General features: G+C 66.2%; 17 protein-coding genes and 1 riboswitch. Of the genes, 9 read left to right on the forward strand and 8 right to left on the reverse strand.

The features are described 5' to 3' along the window. Window positions 1-6: 6 nt before the first annotated feature. A riboswitch (TPP riboswitch) is annotated at window positions 7-98 on the reverse strand. A gap of 167 nt (window positions 99-265) precedes the next feature. Continuing rightward, window positions 266-1,057, forward strand: a complete 792-nt coding sequence (locus tag IPG14_RS08575) for a diguanylate cyclase (RefSeq protein WP_343391522.1) — start codon at window positions 266-268, stop codon at window positions 1,055-1,057. Window positions 1,058-1,146: 89 nt separating this feature from the next. Here the strand turns inward: IPG14_RS08575 and IPG14_RS08580 are convergent, their stop codons facing one another. The 3 genes from IPG14_RS08580 to asnB form a co-directional block, all read right to left on the reverse strand. Then, on the reverse strand, window positions 1,147-1,698 hold the full coding sequence (locus IPG14_RS08580; protein ID WP_343391523.1) for a dCMP deaminase family protein: 552 nt from the start codon (window positions 1,696-1,698) through the stop codon (window positions 1,147-1,149). 88 nt (window positions 1,699-1,786) lie between these two features. Next, window positions 1,787-2,695 (reverse strand): SDR family oxidoreductase, encoded by a 909-nt coding sequence (locus IPG14_RS08585; protein ID WP_343386728.1) that lies wholly within the window; start codon window positions 2,693-2,695, stop codon window positions 1,787-1,789. 105 nt (window positions 2,696-2,800) lie between these two features. Then, window positions 2,801-4,696, reverse strand: coding sequence for an asparagine synthase (glutamine-hydrolyzing) (gene asnB, locus IPG14_RS08590; protein WP_343391524.1), 1,896 nt, complete (start codon window positions 4,694-4,696; stop codon window positions 2,801-2,803). Between the two features lie 159 nt (window positions 4,697-4,855). Here asnB and IPG14_RS08595 point away from each other — a divergent pair, with 159 nt between their 5' ends. Then, complete coding sequence (locus IPG14_RS08595; protein ID WP_343386726.1) at window positions 4,856-5,587, forward strand: dienelactone hydrolase family protein; 732 nt, start codon at window positions 4,856-4,858, stop codon at window positions 5,585-5,587. Here IPG14_RS08595 and IPG14_RS08600 read toward each other — a convergent pair. Continuing rightward, entirely contained in the window at window positions 5,584-6,471 is an 888-nt protein-coding gene (locus IPG14_RS08600) for a hypothetical protein (protein ID WP_343388888.1), read from the reverse strand. The genes IPG14_RS08595 and IPG14_RS08600 overlap by 4 nt on opposite strands. Before the next feature lie 75 nt (window positions 6,472-6,546). Between IPG14_RS08600 and cysE the strand changes: the two genes are divergently transcribed. After that, the gene (cysE, locus tag IPG14_RS08605) at window positions 6,547-7,212 is read left to right on the forward strand and encodes a serine O-acetyltransferase (protein WP_343386724.1); all 666 of its coding nucleotides are present in this window, start codon (window positions 6,547-6,549) and stop codon (window positions 7,210-7,212) included. Here the strand turns inward: cysE and lepB are convergent. Continuing rightward, entirely contained in the window at window positions 7,209-8,675 is a 1,467-nt protein-coding gene (lepB, locus tag IPG14_RS08610) for a signal peptidase I (protein WP_343391525.1), read from the reverse strand. The genes cysE and lepB overlap by 4 nt on opposite strands. A 44-nt stretch (window positions 8,676-8,719) precedes the next feature. On the opposite strand from lepB, the gene IPG14_RS08615 reads away from it, so the two are divergent. Next, window positions 8,720-8,875, forward strand: a complete 156-nt coding sequence (locus IPG14_RS08615) for a hypothetical protein (protein WP_343386722.1) — start codon at window positions 8,720-8,722, stop codon at window positions 8,873-8,875. 3 nt (window positions 8,876-8,878) lie between these two features. Here the strand turns inward: IPG14_RS08615 and IPG14_RS08620 are convergent, their stop codons facing one another. Both IPG14_RS08620 and IPG14_RS08625 read right to left on the reverse strand, forming a co-directional pair. Continuing rightward, on the reverse strand, window positions 8,879-9,760 hold the full coding sequence (locus IPG14_RS08620) for a CAP domain-containing protein (protein WP_343391526.1): 882 nt from the start codon (window positions 9,758-9,760) through the stop codon (window positions 8,879-8,881). 178 nt (window positions 9,761-9,938) lie between these two features. Continuing rightward, a complete protein-coding gene (locus tag IPG14_RS08625) occupies window positions 9,939-10,886 on the reverse strand; it encodes an ROK family protein (protein WP_343391527.1) in 948 nt (315 codons plus the stop codon). 82 nt (window positions 10,887-10,968) lie between these two features. On the opposite strand from IPG14_RS08625, the gene IPG14_RS08630 reads away from it, so the two are divergent. Next, window positions 10,969-14,634: a DUF4011 domain-containing protein gene (locus tag IPG14_RS08630; protein WP_343391528.1), complete on the forward strand. Its 3,666-nt coding sequence runs from the start codon at window positions 10,969-10,971 to the stop codon at window positions 14,632-14,634. Between the two features lie 75 nt (window positions 14,635-14,709). Further along, complete coding sequence (locus IPG14_RS08635) at window positions 14,710-15,642, forward strand: SPFH domain-containing protein (protein ID WP_343391529.1); 933 nt, start codon at window positions 14,710-14,712, stop codon at window positions 15,640-15,642. A gap of 62 nt (window positions 15,643-15,704) precedes the next feature. Here the strand turns inward: IPG14_RS08635 and IPG14_RS08640 are convergent, their stop codons facing one another. Continuing rightward, window positions 15,705-16,064: a hypothetical protein gene (locus IPG14_RS08640; protein ID WP_343388882.1), complete on the reverse strand. Its 360-nt coding sequence runs from the start codon at window positions 16,062-16,064 to the stop codon at window positions 15,705-15,707. 323 nt (window positions 16,065-16,387) lie between these two features. On the opposite strand from IPG14_RS08640, the gene IPG14_RS08645 reads away from it, so the two are divergent. The 3 genes from IPG14_RS08645 to IPG14_RS08655 all read left to right on the forward strand — a co-directional run bounded on the left by IPG14_RS08645 (window position 16,388) and on the right by IPG14_RS08655 (window position 19,191). Then, on the forward strand, window positions 16,388-16,891 hold the full coding sequence (locus IPG14_RS08645) for a universal stress protein (RefSeq protein ID WP_343383738.1): 504 nt from the start codon (window positions 16,388-16,390) through the stop codon (window positions 16,889-16,891). Between the two features lie 66 nt (window positions 16,892-16,957). Beyond that, window positions 16,958-18,403: an MFS transporter gene (locus tag IPG14_RS08650; RefSeq protein ID WP_343391530.1), complete on the forward strand. Its 1,446-nt coding sequence runs from the start codon at window positions 16,958-16,960 to the stop codon at window positions 18,401-18,403. 11 nt (window positions 18,404-18,414) lie between these two features. Next, window positions 18,415-19,191, forward strand: coding sequence for an SDR family oxidoreductase (locus IPG14_RS08655; RefSeq protein ID WP_343391531.1), 777 nt, complete (start codon window positions 18,415-18,417; stop codon window positions 19,189-19,191). Window positions 19,192-19,221 lie beyond the last annotated feature (30 nt).

Raw genomic sequence — 19,221 nt, forward strand, 5'->3', positions numbered from 1 at the left:
TGGGTGCTACGGTTCCGATCGCTTTCCTCCGCACGTTTCAACGTGGTCAGGTTCAAGGGGTCTGATCTCAGCCCGCGAGGGCACCCCCAGCGATCCCGAACAGCTTGTGGTTGTTCGGCGCCCACGCTACACGCCGGCGCTAAAGGCGTCCACCCGTTTGATCCCGGACTCTCACTGCCGTCCACCCTTTGGCGACGGCGCGGACTCTTTTCAGCGACGATAATCCCCCCGAACGCGCGATTTCTCTCGGGCGGGGAAGGTGAATATGAGGCGAACGGTGCGCCGCTGGCTGCATATGGCGGCTGCCATCCCCATCGGGCCGGGACGGGGCGCCGCGATCACGCGCCGGGCAGCGGTGGCGGCAGGGATGGTGCTGCTCGTCGGCGAAGCTTCGGTGGCAATCCGCTATTCCGGTCACATTGGGCTTCTCCTGATCGTCACGACGGCAGGTCTCAGCGCTTTCGTCTATCGGGGCATCCAGGCGCTCGACCCTGACCGGGACACGGGGGACGCGCGGGACGGCCATGGTGACGAGCGGATGGGGGCGGTCGGCCGTCAGCAGCTGATCGACACGCTCTCGCGCGATATCGCCCGGAGTGAGCGGTACGCGCACGCGCTGACGCTCGCGGTCATCAAGGTCAGCCAGTTCGAAGAGCTGCGCGGGGCCTGGGGCGAAGGCACGGCTCGTCTTGCCGTCGACCATGTGGCGGAAACGCTCGTCCGCATCACGCGCGGTTCGGACTTCCATTGCCGTCTCGACGATTCGACGTTCGCCGTCGTGTTGCTCCAGTGCACCGGCCGCCAGGCAGCCCTCTACGGCGACCGCCTGTCACTGGCGGTGAGTAACCGGCCGCTCAAGTCGGCCTCCCATGTGAAAGTTCCCCTGTATGTGGGCGTGGAAGTGAATGCGCTGGAGTATGACGCCAGCCGTTTCCGCGGCCCGCTCGAGTTCCTCAGCCTCGCCGGCGGCGATGTCATGCCCGAGCGACGCCCCGGGCGGCGGGCGCTCGGACAGCCACCGCCTCGGACCCGCGGGGCCTGCGGGAGCAGCTCGTGAAGGATTACTACCCCGGTGGGGAGATGAAGGACTTCGCCGACGCCTATCGCGAAGCCCGCAACCGGAACCGCCACGCGGGTTAGGCATGTTCAGGGAATCCGGTGGCCGGTCTCACCCGGCAAGACGCGTCCTGCCCGGGCCCAGGCCGCGCGTGGGTCGTCTATCGCGACCTGGCGGATTCCGCCCGTGAACCGCGCCTGGATGAGGCGGTACTGGCGCATGAATTCGTCGTCCGGGTGCGTCCAATCGTGGATGAAGTTCACCGAGATCACCTTGGCCTGTAGCAGCTCCTTGGTGCAGCCGAAGCAGGGACGGGTGGTGGTGTAAATCGTGGCGCCCTCGGTTGGCGTGCCGAAGCGGGCGGCCGAGAGGACGGCGTTCTGTTCCGCATGGACGCAGATGCAGATGTCGTAGGCCGTGCCGGGCTGGAACTGGCCATCGCGGTTGTCGCAGCGGAAGCAGCCTCCATCGAGGCAGTTATCCATATCCGAAGGTGTGCCGTTGTAGCCGGTTGCGAGGATGCGTTTGTCGCGCACGATCAGCGCGCCAACGCGCTGCCCTTTGCAGTTCGCGCGTTCGCGGACGGCCATGGCGATACCCATGAAGTAGTCGTCCATCGCGGGGAGACGCTCGCGTTCCATGCCCGCGAAGCCTACGGCACGGCCGAGAAACAAGAGAGGGAGGCAGTGCGTGCCTCCCTCTCTCCGTGGCTGACCTGGGCGGGGCCGATCAGGCCTTCGCCTTCTCCGCCAGGTAGTTCGCGAGGGTCTGGCCGGTGCGCCACATCGGCTCGGCGCCTTCGAGGCTCGTGATCTTGCCCCAGTTTTCCTGGCACCACTCGGCCGACATGGCATCAGCCATGCCCGGCTGGAGGCCGGGGCCCTTGACGATGGCTGCCCGGTTGAAGTTGCCCGCGCCGGCCTCGATGATGAGGCCGCTGTCCTGGCACTCTTTCGAGACCATGTAGACGACCGCGGGAGCGACGAGCTCCGGCTTCAGGCGGTCGATCATTTCCTGGGGCATGACCGTCTGCGTGAGGCGGGTCCCGGCGACCGGGGCGACGGTGTTCACGTTGACGTTGTACTTCGCGCCTTCCTGCTTGAGGACGTTCATGAGGCCGAGCATCGACGTCTTGGCAGCGCCGTAGTTGGCCTGGCCGAACTGGCCGTAGATGCCGGACGACGAGGTAGTCAGCACGACGCGACCGTAGGACTGCTGGCGGAAGACCGGCCAGGCAGCGCGGAGCACCGTGAACGAGCCCTTGATGTGGACCGCGAACACCTTGTCCCAGTCGTCTTCGCTCATGTTGTGGAAGGCGATGTCGCGGAGGATGCCTGCGTTGCAGATGACCACGTCGAGACGGCCGTACGCGTCGATGGCCGTCTTGACCATGTTGAAGCCGCCGTCGTAATCGGCGACGGAATCGTAGTTCGGGGTGGCTTCGCCGCCGGCGGCCTTGATCTCATCGACCACTTTCTGGGCGGCGGCGCGGTTCTCGCCGACTCCGTGAGGGTCGCCGCCGAGGTCGTTCACGACGACTTTAGCGCCGCGGGCGGCCAGGTCCATCGCGTAGGCGCGGCCGAGGCCGGCCCCTGCGCCGGTGACCAGGGCGACCTGGCCTTCAAACGAAATTGACATTGGGTGAAATCCTTCCAGTTCGGTTCAGTCTGCGTTCGCCACACGGTTCCCGCCCTGGCATTCGAATGCCATTCGGGGCCGATGGGTGCCTTGCAAGGTTGGAGGTTACCAGCTTATCGGGCTTATTTCTGCAGGGGCGGCGGCGGCCAGCGCCGGCCGTTCGACCATCGTTTCGAACCACGCTTCAGCGCTCGCGATCCGCCAGGCGAGTGTGTCATCCCCGCCGGAATCGAACTTCGCCGTGATCTCGCGGACGGTTTCCGGGTTGAAGAATTCCCCGCGCCGCACGGCGTTCTGGAGTTTCCCGAGGATCCAGGCGCGCAGCGGGCCATGGTTCCACTGGTGCTGTGGGGGCGCATAGGCAAGCTTGTCTTTCCGATCGAGGATGCCATCGGGGACGATGCCGCGCATCGATTCGCGGAGGACCACCTTGGTCGTGGCGCCCTTCAGCAGCAGGTCGGGCGGGAGCCCGAAAGCGTACTCGGCGAGACGGTGGTCCAGGAACGGCAGGCGCACCTCGCGGCTGAAGGCCATGCTATTCCGGTCGGCATAGCGCAGGAATTCCGGGAGCTGCGTTGTGGTCTGCCAGCGCACCAGTTCGTTGCGGAGCCGGTCCGGGAACGGACTTGGGCCATCGACATGCCCGGGTGCGAACTCTCGATGCAGCTCCTCGGAGACGACCTTGGAGGAGCGGTAGTAGCGTTCGACGAGGCCGTCGCGGAGAGTCCCGGGGAGCGAGTAGTAGGCGGCGTAGAGGGCGGGCTCGCGAATGCCGCGGTATCTGCGGCCGTAGGCGGAAAGCTCCCGTCCTACCTTGTCCAGGCGGCCCCGGCGAAGCCAGTGGGCGAGGAACATCCCGTGGGCCTGGTCGTAGCCGGCGAGGATCTCGTCGGCGCCCTGGCCATCGAGGAGGACGGTCGTATCGTTTTCCCGGGCCAACTGCATCACGAGCCACTGGGCGAAGGGGCTGGCGCTCGCCATCGGTTCTTCCTGGTGGTACTGGAGCCGCTCGAAGGCATCGATGAACTGCTCCGGTTCGACCCAGACCTCGTGTGTCTCGGCTTCGACCCGGTGAGTCACGACCTTGATGAACTTGCCCTCGTCGTGCGCCTTCGAATGGAAGCGGGCGCTGAACGTCTTCTGGTGGAGCCACTGCACCGTCTTCTGGGCGTTGATGGTGGAGACGATGCTGGAGGAATCGATCCCTCCGCTCAGAGAACTCCCGACGGGCACGTCGCTCCGGAGGCGGATGCGGATGCTGTCGAACAGGATCTCGCGGAAGCGTTCGATCGCGTGTGCGCGGTTGCCGGGGACTTCGCAGGCCGTTGGCTCCCAATAGCGCCGGGGCTCACCGCGGCCTTCGTGGTCCAGGAGCAGGTAGTGGCCGCCGGGGAGGCTCTCGATCCCATCAAAGAAACTCTCGTGGTCCAGGTCCAGGTCGCCGCGGGAGAGGTAGCGGTACATCGCTTTCCGGTTCGCTTCGCGAAGTTCCGGACGCACGGCCAGGATGGCCTTCATTTCGCTGGCGAAGACGAGGCCTTTCGGCGAGCGAGCAATGTAGAGCGGCTTTTCTCCGAAGCGGTCGCGTCCGAGCAAGAGCGTCCGCTTTCTGTTATCCCAGAGGGCGAAGGCGAACATCCCGTTGAGCCGCGGCAGACACCCGGGGCCCCACTGCTGGTAGGCGCGGAGGAGGACCTCCGTGTCGCCGGTGGACCGGAACTGCTGGCCGAGCGACCGCAACTCATCGCGAAGCTCGATGTAGTTGTAGATCTCGCCGTTGAAGCTCAACGCGAGCCCTGCTTCGTCATCGATGAACGGCTGATCCGAGGCGGCCGAGAGGTCGATGATTGCGAGCCGCGTGTGGCCGAAGGCGATGCCGGGTGCGAAGTAGCTGCCTTCGCCATCCGGGCCCCGGTGGCGCAGAGTCGCGATCATCGCATCGATGAGACCGGGTGGGACCGGTTCGCCGCCCGCGCGCAAGATGCCTGAGATGCCGCACATGTTGGCTCGCAACTCCATCGCGAAAAGTCGTTGTTCCAGCAGCCGCAAGCCGCCCGTGGGCCGGTCGAGGGGCGATCCTAGCAGCGGATTTCGTTAGGGGAATCTCGTGTCACGTGAACGATGAATCCGTGCCGGGCCCGCTCACCGTATAGTAATTCTGTGCCTGGCAACATGTGGGACGAACCAGAGGAGGCTCCACAGCAGGACCTCGATCTGAAGCTTCTGCGCGTCGGCGCACAGCCGATCGACGACTCGGGAACGCTCCGCGTACTCCTCGAAACGACGCGCGGCCAGATTGAGGGTATCCTCCACCCGGTCGAAGGCGGCTCGACGGCGGTCATCTGCGTCGGAGGCGCCATGGGGGGTGTCGAAGGCCCGGCGGACAGCCTCTACGCGCGGCTTCCGCTTCTCCTCTCCAGCGCGAAAGTGACCGTCCTTCGCATCGAGTACCGCAAGCCGAACGACTTCGAGGAGTGCGTGCTCGATGCGCTCGCCGGCTGCTCGTTCATGAAAGGCATCGGCGCCGCGGACCTCGTCCTCGTCGGACACAGCTTCGGCGGCGCAGTCGTGATCAAAGCGGGCGAACTCCATGAGTCGGTCCGTGGCGTCGCGTCGATGTCGCCACAGCTGTACGGCACCCGCCAGGTGGAGAACCTGAACAAGCCGCTGCTGCTGATTCACGGGATGTCCGACAGCATTCTCAGCCACGAGGCGAGCGAGGATATCTACCGGCGTGCGCTCGAGCCGAAGCGGATTGTTCTCTACGCGGAAGCTGGGCACTCGCTCATCCAGGCGAAACAGCAGATCGATGACCTGCTCTCGGATTGGATACCGGCCCGCCTCGGCGGCGTGCCGGATGTCGGCGGGCGCGAAGAATACGAGACGCTTTAGCGGAAGCGGCCTTTCAGTTTCCCCAGCCAGCCCTGCGTGCCGCGCGCGCCGCGCTCGGTCCAGGTCTTCCGCGAGGAGTCGAAATGGCCTCCCACGGCGGAGCGGTAGGGTCCCGAGACTCGCACCGCGTAGGCGGCGAAGCCTTCATCGCGCAGGGGTTGCCAGTCCTCCCGGTAGGGAGCGACGACGTGGTCTTTGCCGACGTTCTTCGCCGAAGTGAGGAAGGCGAAGCCCACCCCGCTCGAGACCGCCAGCAGCGAGCGGTTTTCCATCCGGGCCGTGCGCACCAGCCCGTCGAAGAGCCGGGCAAGTTCCCCGGGCGTCGGCAGGCTCTTCGCGTCGCGCTTCAACTCGGAGATCGAAGCGCGCAGTTCCTTCAGTTCGAGTGGGGGCATGTCGATGAGACCGGCCGCGTTGCCCGTGGTGCCTTCGAGCGCGCCGAGGAGGTCATCGACTGACTTGAAGTGGACGCCATCGGCGAGGACACCGGCCCTGGTCAGCTCAAGTTCGAGGGCGCTGAGGTAGGCCTTCGAGCCATTGAGGATGTCGCTCGCCGCGGCAAGCAACCAGAGCGGTGAGAACCCGAAGGCCGCTATCGAGCCGAACTCGACGACGTTTCCGGCGGCTTTCTTGACGGCCACCCGGCCGGCGCCCGGCTGGTTGGCTTCTGTGGCGGCGCCGTTCTCCACGCCGCCAACCAGTTCGATCGCGATCCGGAGGAGGTTCTTGGCGGTGACGTCATAGAGGCGGGAACGGCGCACGAGCCGGGGCAGGACGAGCTGTGCGGTCTCGTGGACGCCGCCGAAAAGCGCGGCCGAAAGCGCCCGGATGAGTCGTTCCGGGAACGAGGCCAGGTACCAGAGACGCCGGCGCTCGATTCGCACGTTCTGATCGTAGCCGATGTCGCGGAAGGCGGAGCCGCGGAGATTCGCTCGCCTACATTTGCTAAGGTGGAGGGGATGGCATTGATCCAGGAGATCCGGGAAGACATCCGCGCCACGATGGAGCGCGATCCCGCGGCCCGGAACGTCCTCGAGGTAGTCCTCTTCTACCCGGGCTTCCACGCGCGGCTGGCGCACCGTGCCGCCCATGCCATGCATCGCGCGGGTATCCCCGTGGTCCCCCGCGGGCTGATGCACCTGGCCCGGTTCTTCACGGGGATCGAGATCCATCCCGGTGCGACGATCGGATCGCGGTTCTTCATCGACCACGGCATGGGCGTCGTCATCGGAGAGACGGCGGAAATCGGCGACGACGTGATGCTCTACCAGGGAGTGACGCTCGGCGGGACGAGCACCCGGCGCATCAAGCGCCACCCGACGTTGCGTGACCGGGTGACGGTTGGGGCGGGCGCGAAGGTGATCGGGGGAATCGAGATCGGGGAGAACGCGCGCATCGGCGCCGGATCGGTGGTGGTCACGAATGTCCCGGCGAACGCGACCGTCGTCGGCGTCCCCGGCCATATCGTGGCCTTCCACGATGACTCAAACGGCGCCATCCAGCGGCTCCCCGACCCGGAATGGGAACGGATGAACGACCTCGACCAAAAGATCCGCGAGCTCCACGAGATGGTCGAGCACCTGGATGAACACATGGGCGTCATCCACGCGAACCACCACGATTAGGCTGCCTGGAGCAACTCCACTTCTGGTCCTGGTTCTGGCTTCGGCGGTTTGCGGCACTGCCAGACACTGAGCAGCAGCCACCCGGCGGCGAGTGCTCGGAGCGTCCAGCCCGCGGCTGCCGCGCCGATGACATCCTCGCCTCCGAAGGCAAGCGCCCCGCAGACCGCGAGCGCGCTCGCGACTTCCACCCGCCAACTTCGCTCGCGGCCCACGTACCACGCCGTCACGTACCCGAAGAGCGTGGCTGAAACGATGAACTGGTACTGGAACTCATGAGGGAGCGACAGCATCGCGACGCCGATCGCCCACCAGACCGACTGTGACCCCAGCCAGTGCGTCCAGCCCTTTACCGCGGGCATCGGCGGTAAGACGGGCGGATAGCGGAACAACGGCTGACACAACAGCGGCCCGAAGGCCACCACCGACGCGAATGCGGTGACTATGCGATCCGAAGACATCGTGACGCCCCCAAGGGTATGGGCGATGACGAACACCAGGAACGAACTCACGACCCAAACGCGCGTGCTTTCAGGTACTGGTCCTCGCCGAATGAGCGCTTCGAGGGCGACGTACAGCCCCGCCACAGCGACCACTCCGAAGACCATCGACCCGGGCCTGATGGCTTCGGCGATGGATGCTCCCATGAACGCGCCCGCGACGGCATAGCCCCATGCCACAATTCGGAGGGTGACTGTCCTTCGTGCAGCCTCGGCTTCCGACGCTTCGTCTGCGCGGTCATCTTTCGGCTGCAGAAGGAGGACGAGCGCCGTGGCAAGCCCTCCGAAGATCACCCCGGCCCAGAACCAGTGCCTCGTCCGGTTACGCCCACGCGCGATTCGCGATGTGAGTACTCCGCAAGCGGTTGGCACGCCAGGGAACAGGATTACCAGTCCCAGGAGCCCGGTTATCGCCAGCGGCCGAATCTGATCCAACGGCCACAGGGGAAGGAGCGGGACGAGCTGGTCACGCGTGACAGGCCCGATGTAACGGCTGTCGAAGCTCGCGTCACGATTGTCACCCATGACGTAGTACTCGTCGTCGAAAAGCTCCCAGGCGTCGTAGTCGGGGTCGACCCAGGCGTTGCGGACGTACGGCTCGTCCAACTCGACGCCGTTGATGAGCACCCGCGTGCCGTCGATTTCGATGGCCTCGCCCGGCATGCCTACGATGCGCTTTCCCCACTTCTCATCGCCGCCGAGGCCTCCGGTGACACCGACAGCTTCGCCCCGCTTTGGTTCCCAGAAGTTGCCATAGAACTTGAACACGAGGTCGATGTCGCCGTCATCGGAATTCGGCTGCATCGAAGGGCCTGCTGAAATACCGATCGAGGCCCAGTGGCTGACCGCCCAGAAGAACGTGGCGCCGTTCAGCGCCACCGCGAACAGGACTATTGCCGCGAGGGTTTTCCACGACCGCAGGTGCTGGGGAAGGGAGAAGCCGCCCATCGGGATGACTATCGGCACTCGGGCGCAGGCTAATCAGGTGTTCGACTGGTAACCTTCTCCGCATGGGCTGGGAAGAGCGCGCGAGGAAGATTGATGCGAAGCGCCGCCGGATGACGGTCCAGGGCCGGGGCCTGCTGACCGTGGAGCCGGCGGCCATTAGCAAGCGCCTGAAGAAGATGGGCGCCGCCCCGAAGCGGCGGCGCAACCGCGGACGCTGAAGGCTAATCGATGACCTCGACCTCGATGGAGCGGGTGACGACTACCCAGTACTGCACGCCGTTCCGGAGCTCGGTGAGCGTTTGCATCTGGGGATCGAGGCCCGGGCCCCAGCGCAGCCAGGTCTGCGACCCCTGGTCGAAGACGTAGACCATCGAGACCCAGTTGGCCTTGCCGCCGAAGACCTGCGCGGGATGGACGTACCCACCGTCCCATGTGAGGAGGCTGACGCCAGCCTCGAGGGCGAGCATCCGCCGCGGCGGCGGTGGGGCGGCGGCAGGAGCCGCAACGGGTTGGGCCGGTTTCGGGGCAATCGTGGGCGCCGGCGTTGGAGGCGGGGTGGTGGTGGCCGCTGTTGAAGTATCCCCACCGCTGTAGCCGAAGTCCGTTACCCAGTACCAGCCGTAAGTCGAACCCTCCCGGAAGACCCTGGCGACGCCAATCGCCTTGAAATCTGAGGCGAGCATCAACTCGCGATGTTTGGGCGAGTTGATCCAGGCATCGAGCGCGGATTGCGCACTCGAGTAGTTGGTCCCTGCGGCGAGGTTCTCGCCACCTGGCGCCGTGACGCCGCAATCCGGCATCCGTACCCATGGGCTTCGCCCAAGGGAATCGGCATGGGCGAACGTCGAACGGCTGCTGAGGTCCGAGGCCATCCACGTCGAGGCCCGCGTGAGGGCGGGGTCGAGCGAAAGGGCCGTGATACCGTTTTTGGCCCGATAGTCGTTGATGAGGCGCAGGAATGCCTGCTCCTCGCCATCGACGGTCAGGTCATCGACGGTGCAGTTCGTCAGAGCGTTCGCCGCCGGGGGCGCGGCAGCGGTCCACGCGAGGGCGCCGAGCAACACCAGGGATGCGCCAAGCGCCCGGGTGAGTTTGTGGTTCACACATTCTCCCGAGGGCCACCGCAACTGACGCTAGTCCTCGGGAAGGACGTGAACGACCGGGATATCCCTTATTCTCAGTAAAGCGACTGCAAAATCTGGGCGGAGAGCTTCCCTACGCGCCTTAGCGGTGACCTCGGGCGCATGGCGGCCCGCCCGCATGCGGGCGAAAAGCCCCCTGCTAACCGTCTAGTCGCTCGAAGGCCACCGCAGCGGCCCCGAGCAGTCCCGCGTCCTCGCCGAGGGTGCTGGTCCGGAGAAGCGTGCCCGCGGCCGGGCCGTAGGCGAGCGAGTACATCGCTTCCCGCATCGGGCCGATCAGCATGTCGCCCATGGCGAGCAGGCCGCCGCTGAGGGTGACCGCATCCGGGTTGAGGACGTTCACCAGGCTGCCCAGGCCGAGCCCGAGGAGATGGCCGCCGTGACGGATCTCGGCCTCGCAGAGGGCGTCGCCTTTGGCCGCGGCGGCGTGGAGGTGGGCCGCCGTCGGTTCGCCATAGCCGACGATTTCGTGGAGGACCGGCGACTTGCGCTGTTCGAGGATCTTCTTCGCCCGCTGCGCGAATGCCACACCGCTGACCATTGCTTCGAGGCATCCGCGCGAGCCGCAGTTACACTTCGGCCCGGCCGGGTTGAGGATAATGTGGCCGATCTCGCCGGCGAGGCCGGATGCCCCCCGATAGAGTCTCCCGTCGATCACGATGCCGCCGCCTATGCCCGTGCCGAGCGTGGCATGGAGGAGGTGGCGCGTTCCCCTCCCGGCGCCGAAGCGAAATTCGCCCAGCGCAGCGGCGCTCGCGTCATTCTCGATGAAGGCAGGGATACCCAGCCGTTCGGCGACCGGCGTCGTGAGGACGAGGTTTCGGAAGCCGGGAATGTTCGGCGCGAGGATGACCTTGCCCTGGTCGGCGTTGATGAGCCCGGCTGTGGCGATGCAGACCGCCGAAGGCTGCGGGCTCGCCGCCCGGGCGACCTCCGCCAGGAGATCGACGACCGTAGCGGCAACATTCTGCGGGGTGTTGGCGGGCGTGGCGTGGTCAGACCGCTGAAGGATGCCTCCGGCTTCATCCACCACGGCGGCGCGGAGATGCGTCCCTCCAAAGTCGGCGGCGAGGACGGTGCGACTCATCGCCCTGAACTCTACCGGAATCTGGCCTCTGGGCAGCGGCTGGACCGGGCTTGCCGTCGCGGCCGGCTGGTAGACTCAGGAGGTGGCGCGGAAAGAGCAGAGAGAGCCGGTCGTGAACTTCGGGTTTCGCGTCCCCTCGGCGGGCGATGAGGACGCTCCGCCCGGTGCGGCTGAGGGGCCCGAAGCAGCCGAGGCGAGTCCTCCAGAGCCTGTTTCGGAAGCCTTCCGGCGGCGCGCTGAGCGTTGGAAGCGCGAACTGCTGGATGTCACGCGTCGCAACCGCGCCATCAACCATCGGCCCTCCCGCGCGACCCTGGCGTTGCCCGCTTCATCGGACGGGCTCTGGGACACGCTCGTTGTGAACGAGGGGCAGACGTCATTCAGCGCGCGGAACTTCGCCCCGGACGCGGCCAGCCCGACCGAGGACGACCGCGCGCTCGCGGCGTTTGCAGCGACAACCCGCCTCGCGGAACGCGCACGACTCGCGGACCGGGAACAGGGGATCCAGGTGCTCTTTGCCGCGCTGGGGTGGCTCGATTGGGTAGACGCCGAGGGCCACCTGCTACGCTCGCCGCTTGTCCTCGTCCCGGTTGAGCTGGCCTACGACCGGCAGCAGAAGGAAGTCGACATCCAGGCGGCGGCCGACGACCCGCCCGAAGTGAACCCGTCGCTCGCCTACCTGCTCCACGTCCAGTACGGTGTGCGGCTCCCCCGCCTGGAAGACGAAGAAGGCGAGCCGCTCCACGACTCGCTCGACGCCTTCCTCGAGGCGGTGGCGCAGGTTGTCGCGAAGCAGCCGGGCTGGAGCGTCGAGAAGGACGGCGCGGTTGTCGACGTGTTCGCGTTCGCCAAGCTGGCGATGGTGGATGAGATTGAACGCTCGCTGACGGGGATGGCCAGGCATCCGATCCTTCGGGCGCTCGCCGGCGAGGGTGAACTCCCCGCCATCGAGGCGCCGTCCACGCCGATCGACGGGCGGTATGCGCCGGGCGCGCTTCGCGTTGTGGTAGAGGCAGACGCGTACCAGCTGGAGGCTGTGGCGATGGCGGCCTCGGGGGCGAGCTTCGTCATCGAAGGGCCCCCCGGCACGGGCAAGAGCCAGACCATCACGAACATCGCCGCCGAGCTGATGGCGCAGGGAAAGCGCGTCCTCTTTGTCGCTGAGAAACGTGTGGCGCGGGAAGTGGTGCTCGAGAACCTGGAGAAGGCGGGCCTCGCCGAAGCCTGCCTCCACCTCGCCTCGAATGCCGGCGCGACCAACCGCGCCGATGCGAAGGCCCAGGTGATCAAGGAAATCGTCGACACGCTTGACGCCGGCCCGCCGCCACCCCAGCCGGACCCGGCGGTCCCCCAACGCTACGCCGAGCTACGCCAGCGGCTGAATGGCTACGCCGAAGGCATCGGCCAGCAGCTCGGCGAGGGCGGCTGGATAACCGCCTTCGAGGTATTCGGAAAAGCGATCGAGACATCCGGCGAGCGTTGTGCTGTGCCGATCCCACCAGTCGCCGGGACCAGCCGCTTCTGGCTCGAGGACGCAGTCGATGCAGGACGGGACCTCGATGCGTTCGCGGCTGACGAACTCGCCTGCCTCGCGGGGCCATGGGTAGACCTGCGGTGGACCGTCTACGATCCGGCGAGCCACGAATCGCTGCGCTCGCAGCTGGTGAAGCTGGCGACTATCGATGTCGAAATCGAGGCGCTCGCCGGGGGCGCGCTGGGACCGGCGACAGGCCCGGCCGCTGCCCTCAACCTGAGCGCGCTCGAGACGCTCGTAGTCCGGCTGGGAGAGGTTGGGGGCTACCGGGAGAGGACGAAGTCCGCCCTTCGGTTCCTCAATCCCCGGTTCTATGCGGCACGTGGCAACTTCCGGCGTTACCTGGCCGATGGCTACCTTGAGACCGGCGATGAGGGTTCGCTCGGGCTTCGGCTCCGGGCACAAGCCGATGCAATCGGGTCGGCGCTGGGCGTGGTGGAAGATGCGTTTGGCCCGGCCGCGCCTGTGGATGGCCCGATCTCGGCGATCTCCGCCTGGGCGAGCGGACTGCTGCCGGCCGTAGACCGCCTCCCCACGATCACCGCCATGGCCGCGATCTTGAAGGCAACTGAGCCGCTGGGGATGCGCGCGGCCTTTACGACTCTGCTGGCAGACCTCGCGAACCACGGACACATGGCGACAGTCGTCCCGGCCTCGGCATTTGGCGGCTGGGCGGACCAGCTCATCCAGGCCGGAGTCTCGCTCGCGCCGGAGCAGCACGCACGCCTGATTGACGCTTTCGGACGCCTCGATTCCGAGATGATCGGCTGGGCCCGCACCCAGGTCTTGAGCACGGTTCGGTCGAACAGGCCGCGCTCCGTGAATCACCGGGCGATGGCCCCGTTGGTGAAGTATGCGCACGCCAAACGCCGCCCGGCGCTTCGAACGATGCTGGGCAACAGCCGCGAAGCGGTGCAGCTGCTGAAGCCAACGCTCTTGATGAGCCCGCTCGCGGCGGCCCAGTATCTTTGCCATGGCGATGGTGCCACCTACCGCTTCGACACGGTGATCGTCGACGAAGCGAGCATGATCCCGACGCCCGATATGGTCGTGGCCCTCAGCCTGGCAGAGCAGGCGATCATCGTCGGCGACTCCCGCCAGATGCCTCCCACGAATTTCTTCAACAAGGAGATCAGCCCTCTCGCCGATGACCAATCGGAGGAGGCCGACGTCACCTTCGAGAGCATCCTCGACGAAGCCGCCCCACTGCTCTCCTCGACGATGCTGCGCGCCCACTACCGTTCCCGGGATGAGTCGCTGATCGCCTTCTCCAACGTGCACTTCTACGACGGCCGCCTGATCGCCTTCCCCGACGCATGGGGCGATCGCCCCGAGTCGGGTGTGAGATTTGAGTTCGTAGATGACGCTGTCTATGGCCGTGGCCAGAGCCGGGCGAACCCGGCCGAAGCGCAGCGAGTCATCGATGTCCTCCGGCGTGAGTTGCAGGCTTCCGAAGGGAAGCGCCAGGTCGCGATCACGGCGATGTCGCTGGCCCAGCAATCGGAAATCCTCGAGCAGATCGAGGGTGCCTCTGCACTCGACCCACTCATCCGCGGCTGGCTCGAAGGCGGCGGGCTCGTCCGCAACCTGGAAACCGTCCAGGGGGATGAGTCCGACGTCATGCTCTTGAGCGTGGGCTACGGCAGGGACTCTGAGGGCCGGCTTATCCTGAACTTCGGCCCGCTCGGGCAGGAGAAAGGTGAACGGCGCCTGAACGTCGCCATCACGCGGGCGAAATGGAAGACGGTGCTCGTCAGCAGCATCCGCTCGGGCGACATCGACCCCTCCCGGACCGGCTCAGTTGGCACACTGCGCCTGCGCGACTACCTGGACTATGCCGAACGCGGCCCTCAATCGCTTCCCCCGCTGGGGACAAACGCCGTGTCACCGCTGAGCGTCTTCGAGACGGCCGTCATCGCCGCCGCGACGGCGAGCGGCCTGCAATGCGTGCCGCGAGTCGGCGTCGGCGGGTACCGGGTCGATATCGCTGTCCGCCACCCCGCAGACCCCGAGCGGTTTGTCCTGGCGATCGAATGCGACGGGCCGAAGTACTCGGGTGCGCCCGCGGCCCGGGACCGCGAGCTTGGCAGGGACGCCGTCCTCACGCGGATGGGATGGAACGTGCATCGCACGTTCTCGGCGAGCTGGTATCGCAACCCCGACGCCGAGCTTGGCCGCCTGCTCGATCGCTATCGCCAGGCGACGCTCGGGTAACCGGCGGGCGGGCCCAGGTGCCATACTGGTGCGCATCCGAGCGGCCCGGGCTCTCCCGGGCGGAAAGGGAGATGTGTGGAAACCAGTCTCATCGTCCTTGTCGTCTTCGCCGTGCTGGCCCTCGTCGTCCTGTTGTCCGGGCTCTTCACCGTTGAACAGCAAACTGCCGCGGTGGTCGAACGGTTCGGCAAGTTCCGGCGCGTCGCCGGGCCGGGCCTCAACCTGAAGGTCCCGTTCATCGAACGAGTGGCCGGCCGGATCAACCTGCGCGTCCAGCAGCTCGATGTCACGGTTGAAACGAAGACCAAAGACAACGTCTTCGTGCACATCATCGTCGCTGTCCAGTACATGGTGCTCGGAGAGAAGATCTACGACGCCTTCTACCGGCTCGACCAGCCGACGGTCCAGATCACGGCGTACGTCTTCGATGTCGTGCGCGCGAGGGTGCCCAAGATGGAGCTCGACGACGTGTTCGAGCGCAAGGACGAGGTCGCCATCGCCGTCAAAGAGGAACTCTCGGGCGAGATGGACACCTTCGGCTACATCATCGTCCAGGCGCTCGTCACCGACATCGACCCCGACAAGAAGGTCAAGGAGTCGATGAACGAGATCAACGCGGCCAAGCGGCTGCGGGAAGCAGCGCAGGAACGAGGAGAGGCGGACAAGATCCTGAAGGTGAAGGCCGCGGAAGCCGAAGCCGAGAGCAAAGCGCTCCAGGGCCGAGGCATCGCCGACCAGCGCCGCGCCATCATCGACGGGTTGCGCGAGTCGGTCGACCAGTTCGCCCAGAGCATCTCCGGCACCACGCCAGAAAGCATCATGCAGCTCGTCCTGATGACGCAGCACTACGACACCGTAAAGGAGATCGGGGCGTCGTCACGGGCCAACACGATCTTCGTGCCGTATTCGCCGGGCGGGATGTCGGACCTGGCAGCACAGATGCGGGAGGCGCTGATCAGTGCGAATGCGGCATCCCTACCGCCCAGCGTCGACGACCAGTCGCAGTAGGCGGCCACGATTCTTCCGCGTAACTGGCGGAGAGAAGTCGCCTGCCGGGCGTTCGGGAAGGGTTAGTGTGCGGGAGCGTGGCTGCCGTGCGCGTCGTGCGGTGTGTCGCCGTCCTGGGGGAGACCGCTGGAGGGCATGATCGAAATCGGCGCGACCCACGAGGGATTCTCGGGGAAGCCGCCGACCTTGCGCTTGAAGAGGTACAGCACTCCAAGAGCGGCACAACCGCCTGCGATGCTCGCCAGCGACCAGAGCGTCACGCTCCGGACGTCGTCCCAATCCGGGCCGCCGATGAGGCTGGAACCGTCGCCGTGGGCAGCTTCTTCCTCGCCGTGCTCCTGAGCGGAGGCGGCAGGCACGAAGGCCAGCAGGGAGACCAGCAGCATGGAGACGACGCCGATACGGAGGACGAGAGCTTTCATACGTTCGAGAAGTCTAGGTTCTTCGCGCCCATCGAACCACCCCGCCGTCGGGGCATGAAAAAGGGGCCGGTGGATGTGTGGAGCGGACACAGCATCCAGCGCGACCCGGTCTTAGTTTTAGCACCCGCTCAGTCGCTCCGCAAGTAGGGTGGCCGCTGAAAACACACAACGATCTGTTTTGCAGGGCGGAACGACGGGCCCGATTACGCCGGCCGAATCGTGGGATGGCCCTTTTCGAACGCCTCGGCGGGCGCTTCGGTCCTCACGGGGGCTTGCCAAGGGCTGCACAATGCGGCTAACCCTCTGGAGGAGGCCCCGAACCGATGAAAGCCCTTGTCCCACTCGACGGAAGCGAAAACTCCCACCGGATCTTCCTCACGGTGCGCCGTTTGCTGGCGATGCAACCCGCGATCGAAGTGCACCTGGTGACCGTCCACGACCCCCACGCCACCAGGGGCAGGACTGACCACGCTGTGAGCGAAGCGCCGGCCCAGGTCATAGGGCGGATGAGCGTGAGTGCACCGATGCCCCGCCTGGTGGAGTCACACGGGGAGGCGATGGAGCGCCGCAGCATCGAATCGCGGGCCGAACTCTCCGATCTGGCCCGGAACGAGATACCGGCGGCGTCGTTCGTGACTCACGTTGCATGGTCCGAACACACCGCGGAGGCGATCAATGAACTTGCCGAACAAATTGATGCAGATGTCATCGTGATGGCGACTCACGGACGTTCTGGCCTCTCCCACCTGCTGGCCGGAAGCGTGACCGAAGGCGTCATCCGGCACGCCAGGCGGCCAGTACTGGTCCAGGGGCCGGGCGCTCAGTAACGCTGCTCCCGGGTCCCGCAGTGCGTCGCTTTCCGCTTCACTCCCGCTGCCGTAGATTCCGGCGAGATGGAATACAAGTGGCGCTGCCTCATCGCCGTCTGCTTTGGTACGTTCATGGCGACGATGGACTTCAGCATCGTCAACGTGGCGCTGCCGACGCTTTCGCGTGAGTTCGACAAGCCGCCGGACACGGTTGTCTGGGTAGCGCTCGCTTCGAGCCTGATGGTCACCGGCATCACCCTCACGGCAGGGCGCATCGGCGACCTCTACGGCCGAAAGCGCGTCTACATCACGGGATGGGTCATCTTCACGGTGGGCATGCTTGTTGCGAGCTTCGCCCAGACGATCGAACAGCTGATTGCGTTCCGGTTCTTCCAGGCCATCGGCGTGGCGCTCGCCATCGCAAACGGAAACGCGATCGTGGCCGAGGCATTCCCGCCGGAGCAGCGCGGGCAGGCGCTAGGCACGACCGGTTCGGTCGTCGGGGCCGGCCTGATGACGGGCCCGATCGTCGGGGGACTCATCCTCGAAGGCCTGAGCTGGCAGGCCATCTTCTACCTGCGGGCGCCGATCGGCCTGATCGCGATGACCCTGGCATTCCTGTTCATCAGGCCGTCGGCGCCGTCCAGCGAGCTCACCAGCCGGAAGGTCGATATCCCGGGGGCGATCACGCTTTTCGCCACGCTCTCGAGTGCGCTGCTCGCCGTGAACCGGGGGACGTCCTGGGGCTGGGGTTCGCCGGTTATTCTCGGGCTGTTCGCGTTCTCCGCCTGCGCGCTCGCCAGCTTCCTGCGCGTGGAGTCACGCGCCGTGAGCCCGGTGATTGCTCTCGGGCTCTTCAAAGTCCGCTCTTATGCGGTGGGTGTCTCGAGTCTCGCCCTGAACTTCGCGGGGCAGTCTGCCGTCACGTTCCTGATGCCTTTCTACCTCCAGCAGGTGCGCGGTTATTCGACCGGCCAGACGGGCCTCGTGATCGCTACGGTCCCGAGCATGATGCTCTTGCTGTCGCCGATCAGCGGGCGGGTTTCGGACCGGTTCGGGTTCCGCCACCAAACGACAGCCGGTATCGTCCTCGTCTCGATCGGGCTCCTGCTGATGTCGACGATCGACGCATCGACGCCGATCGGGCTGGTGATGGCGCGTCTCGCGGTCATCGGGGTCGGTACGTCAATCTTCATGTCGCCGAACAGCGCGTCGATCATGGGCAGCGTGCCGAAGGAGCGGCTCGGGACCGCCTCCGCGAGCGTGGCGACAGCCCGGAACATCGGGAACGCGACCGGGCTGGCCATGGCAAGCGCCATCCTCGTAGGCGTCGCAAGTACATCGGCGGGGTTCACCGCGGCGCGGGTCGCGGACCTGCCGGCCGAGGCTATCCTCGATGGTGTAACGGCTGCGTTCCTCGCCGCAGCTGCCGTTTCGAGCCTCGCAATCGTGGCTTCGTCCTTCCGGGGCAAGCAGGCTCGCCCCGTCACGCCTCCGGCCTCCCAGGTGGCGCCGGCTATCCAGGAATAGGAGTACCGTCCATGGAACGCAGGTTCGAAGGTAAGGTCGTCGTCATCACCGGGGCAGCCGGGGGAATCGGCAGGGCCGCCGCGGAGCGGTTCGCGCGGGAAGGGGCGAGCGTCGTCGCGGTGGACCTCGCCGGGAGCGCGCTGGACGAAGTCGTCGCACTCGTTGACGCCGCGGGAGCCCGCGCGGTCGGGGTGCCGGCGGACGTGTCGAAATCCAGCGATGTCGAGCGGTACGTGCGGACCGCGAAGGAGCGCTTCGGCGGGATCGATGCCTTCTTCAACAACGCCGGGATCGAAGGCTGGATTGGCCCGACCACCCAGTACCCGGAAGAGATTTTCGACAAGGTGATCGCGGTGAACCTCAAGGGCGTCTTCCTCGGGATCAAGTACGTGGTCCCGGCGATGCTGGAACGCGGCGGCGGCGCGATCGTGAACACCGCGTCGGTCGCAGGGCTCTCCGGCACGCCGAGCATCTTCGCGTATGGCGCGAGCAAGCACGCGGTCGTGGGGATGACGAAGTCGGCGGCACTCGAGTTCGGCCCGAGGGGCATTCGGACGAATGCCGTCTGCCCTTCTCCGATCGAAACCCGGATGATGCGCGCCCTCGAACGGGGGATGAACCCGGACGAGCCGGAACAGGCCCATCAGCAGATGGCCGCGGGAAATCCCATGGGCCGTTACGGCGAGCCGGGCGAAGTCGCGGCGTTCGTCGCCTTCCTCTGTTCGAGTGAGGCGAGCTACCTGAACGGCGGCATCTTTCCGATCGATGGTGGGCGGATGGCACGGTAAAGCAGCGAGACTGCCCGCCGCACCCGATCG

It is taken from the genome of Candidatus Amarobacter glycogenicus (assembly GCF_016704105.1).
Lineage (GTDB): Bacteria > Chloroflexota > Dehalococcoidia > Tepidiformales > Tepidiformaceae > Amarobacter > Amarobacter glycogenicus.

What these genes read in the sequence shown, in the direction of transcription:
- IPG14_RS08575 (WP_343391522.1), top strand. Translation starts at nt 266, where the DNA reads ATGAGGCGAACGGTGCGCCGCTGGCTGCATATGGCGGCTGCCATCCCC.
- IPG14_RS08580 (WP_343391523.1), bottom strand. Translation starts at nt 1,698, where the DNA reads ATGGAACGCGAGCGTCTCCCCGCGATGGACGACTACTTCATGGGTATC.
- IPG14_RS08585 (WP_343386728.1), bottom strand. Translation starts at nt 2,695, where the DNA reads ATGTCAATTTCGTTTGAAGGCCAGGTCGCCCTGGTCACCGGCGCAGGG.
- asnB (WP_343391524.1), bottom strand. Translation starts at nt 4,696, where the DNA reads ATGTGCGGCATCTCAGGCATCTTGCGCGCGGGCGGCGAACCGGTCCCA.
- cysE (WP_343386724.1), top strand. Translation starts at nt 6,547, where the DNA reads ATGGCATTGATCCAGGAGATCCGGGAAGACATCCGCGCCACGATGGAG.
- IPG14_RS08615 (WP_343386722.1), top strand. Translation starts at nt 8,720, where the DNA reads ATGGGCTGGGAAGAGCGCGCGAGGAAGATTGATGCGAAGCGCCGCCGG.
- IPG14_RS08625 (WP_343391527.1), bottom strand. Translation starts at nt 10,886, where the DNA reads ATGAGTCGCACCGTCCTCGCCGCCGACTTTGGAGGGACGCATCTCCGC.
- IPG14_RS08640 (WP_343388882.1), bottom strand. Translation starts at nt 16,064, where the DNA reads ATGAAAGCTCTCGTCCTCCGTATCGGCGTCGTCTCCATGCTGCTGGTC.
- IPG14_RS08645 (WP_343383738.1), top strand. Translation starts at nt 16,388, where the DNA reads ATGAAAGCCCTTGTCCCACTCGACGGAAGCGAAAACTCCCACCGGATC.
- IPG14_RS08650 (WP_343391530.1), top strand. Translation starts at nt 16,958, where the DNA reads ATGGAATACAAGTGGCGCTGCCTCATCGCCGTCTGCTTTGGTACGTTC.
- IPG14_RS08655 (WP_343391531.1), top strand. Translation starts at nt 18,415, where the DNA reads ATGGAACGCAGGTTCGAAGGTAAGGTCGTCGTCATCACCGGGGCAGCC.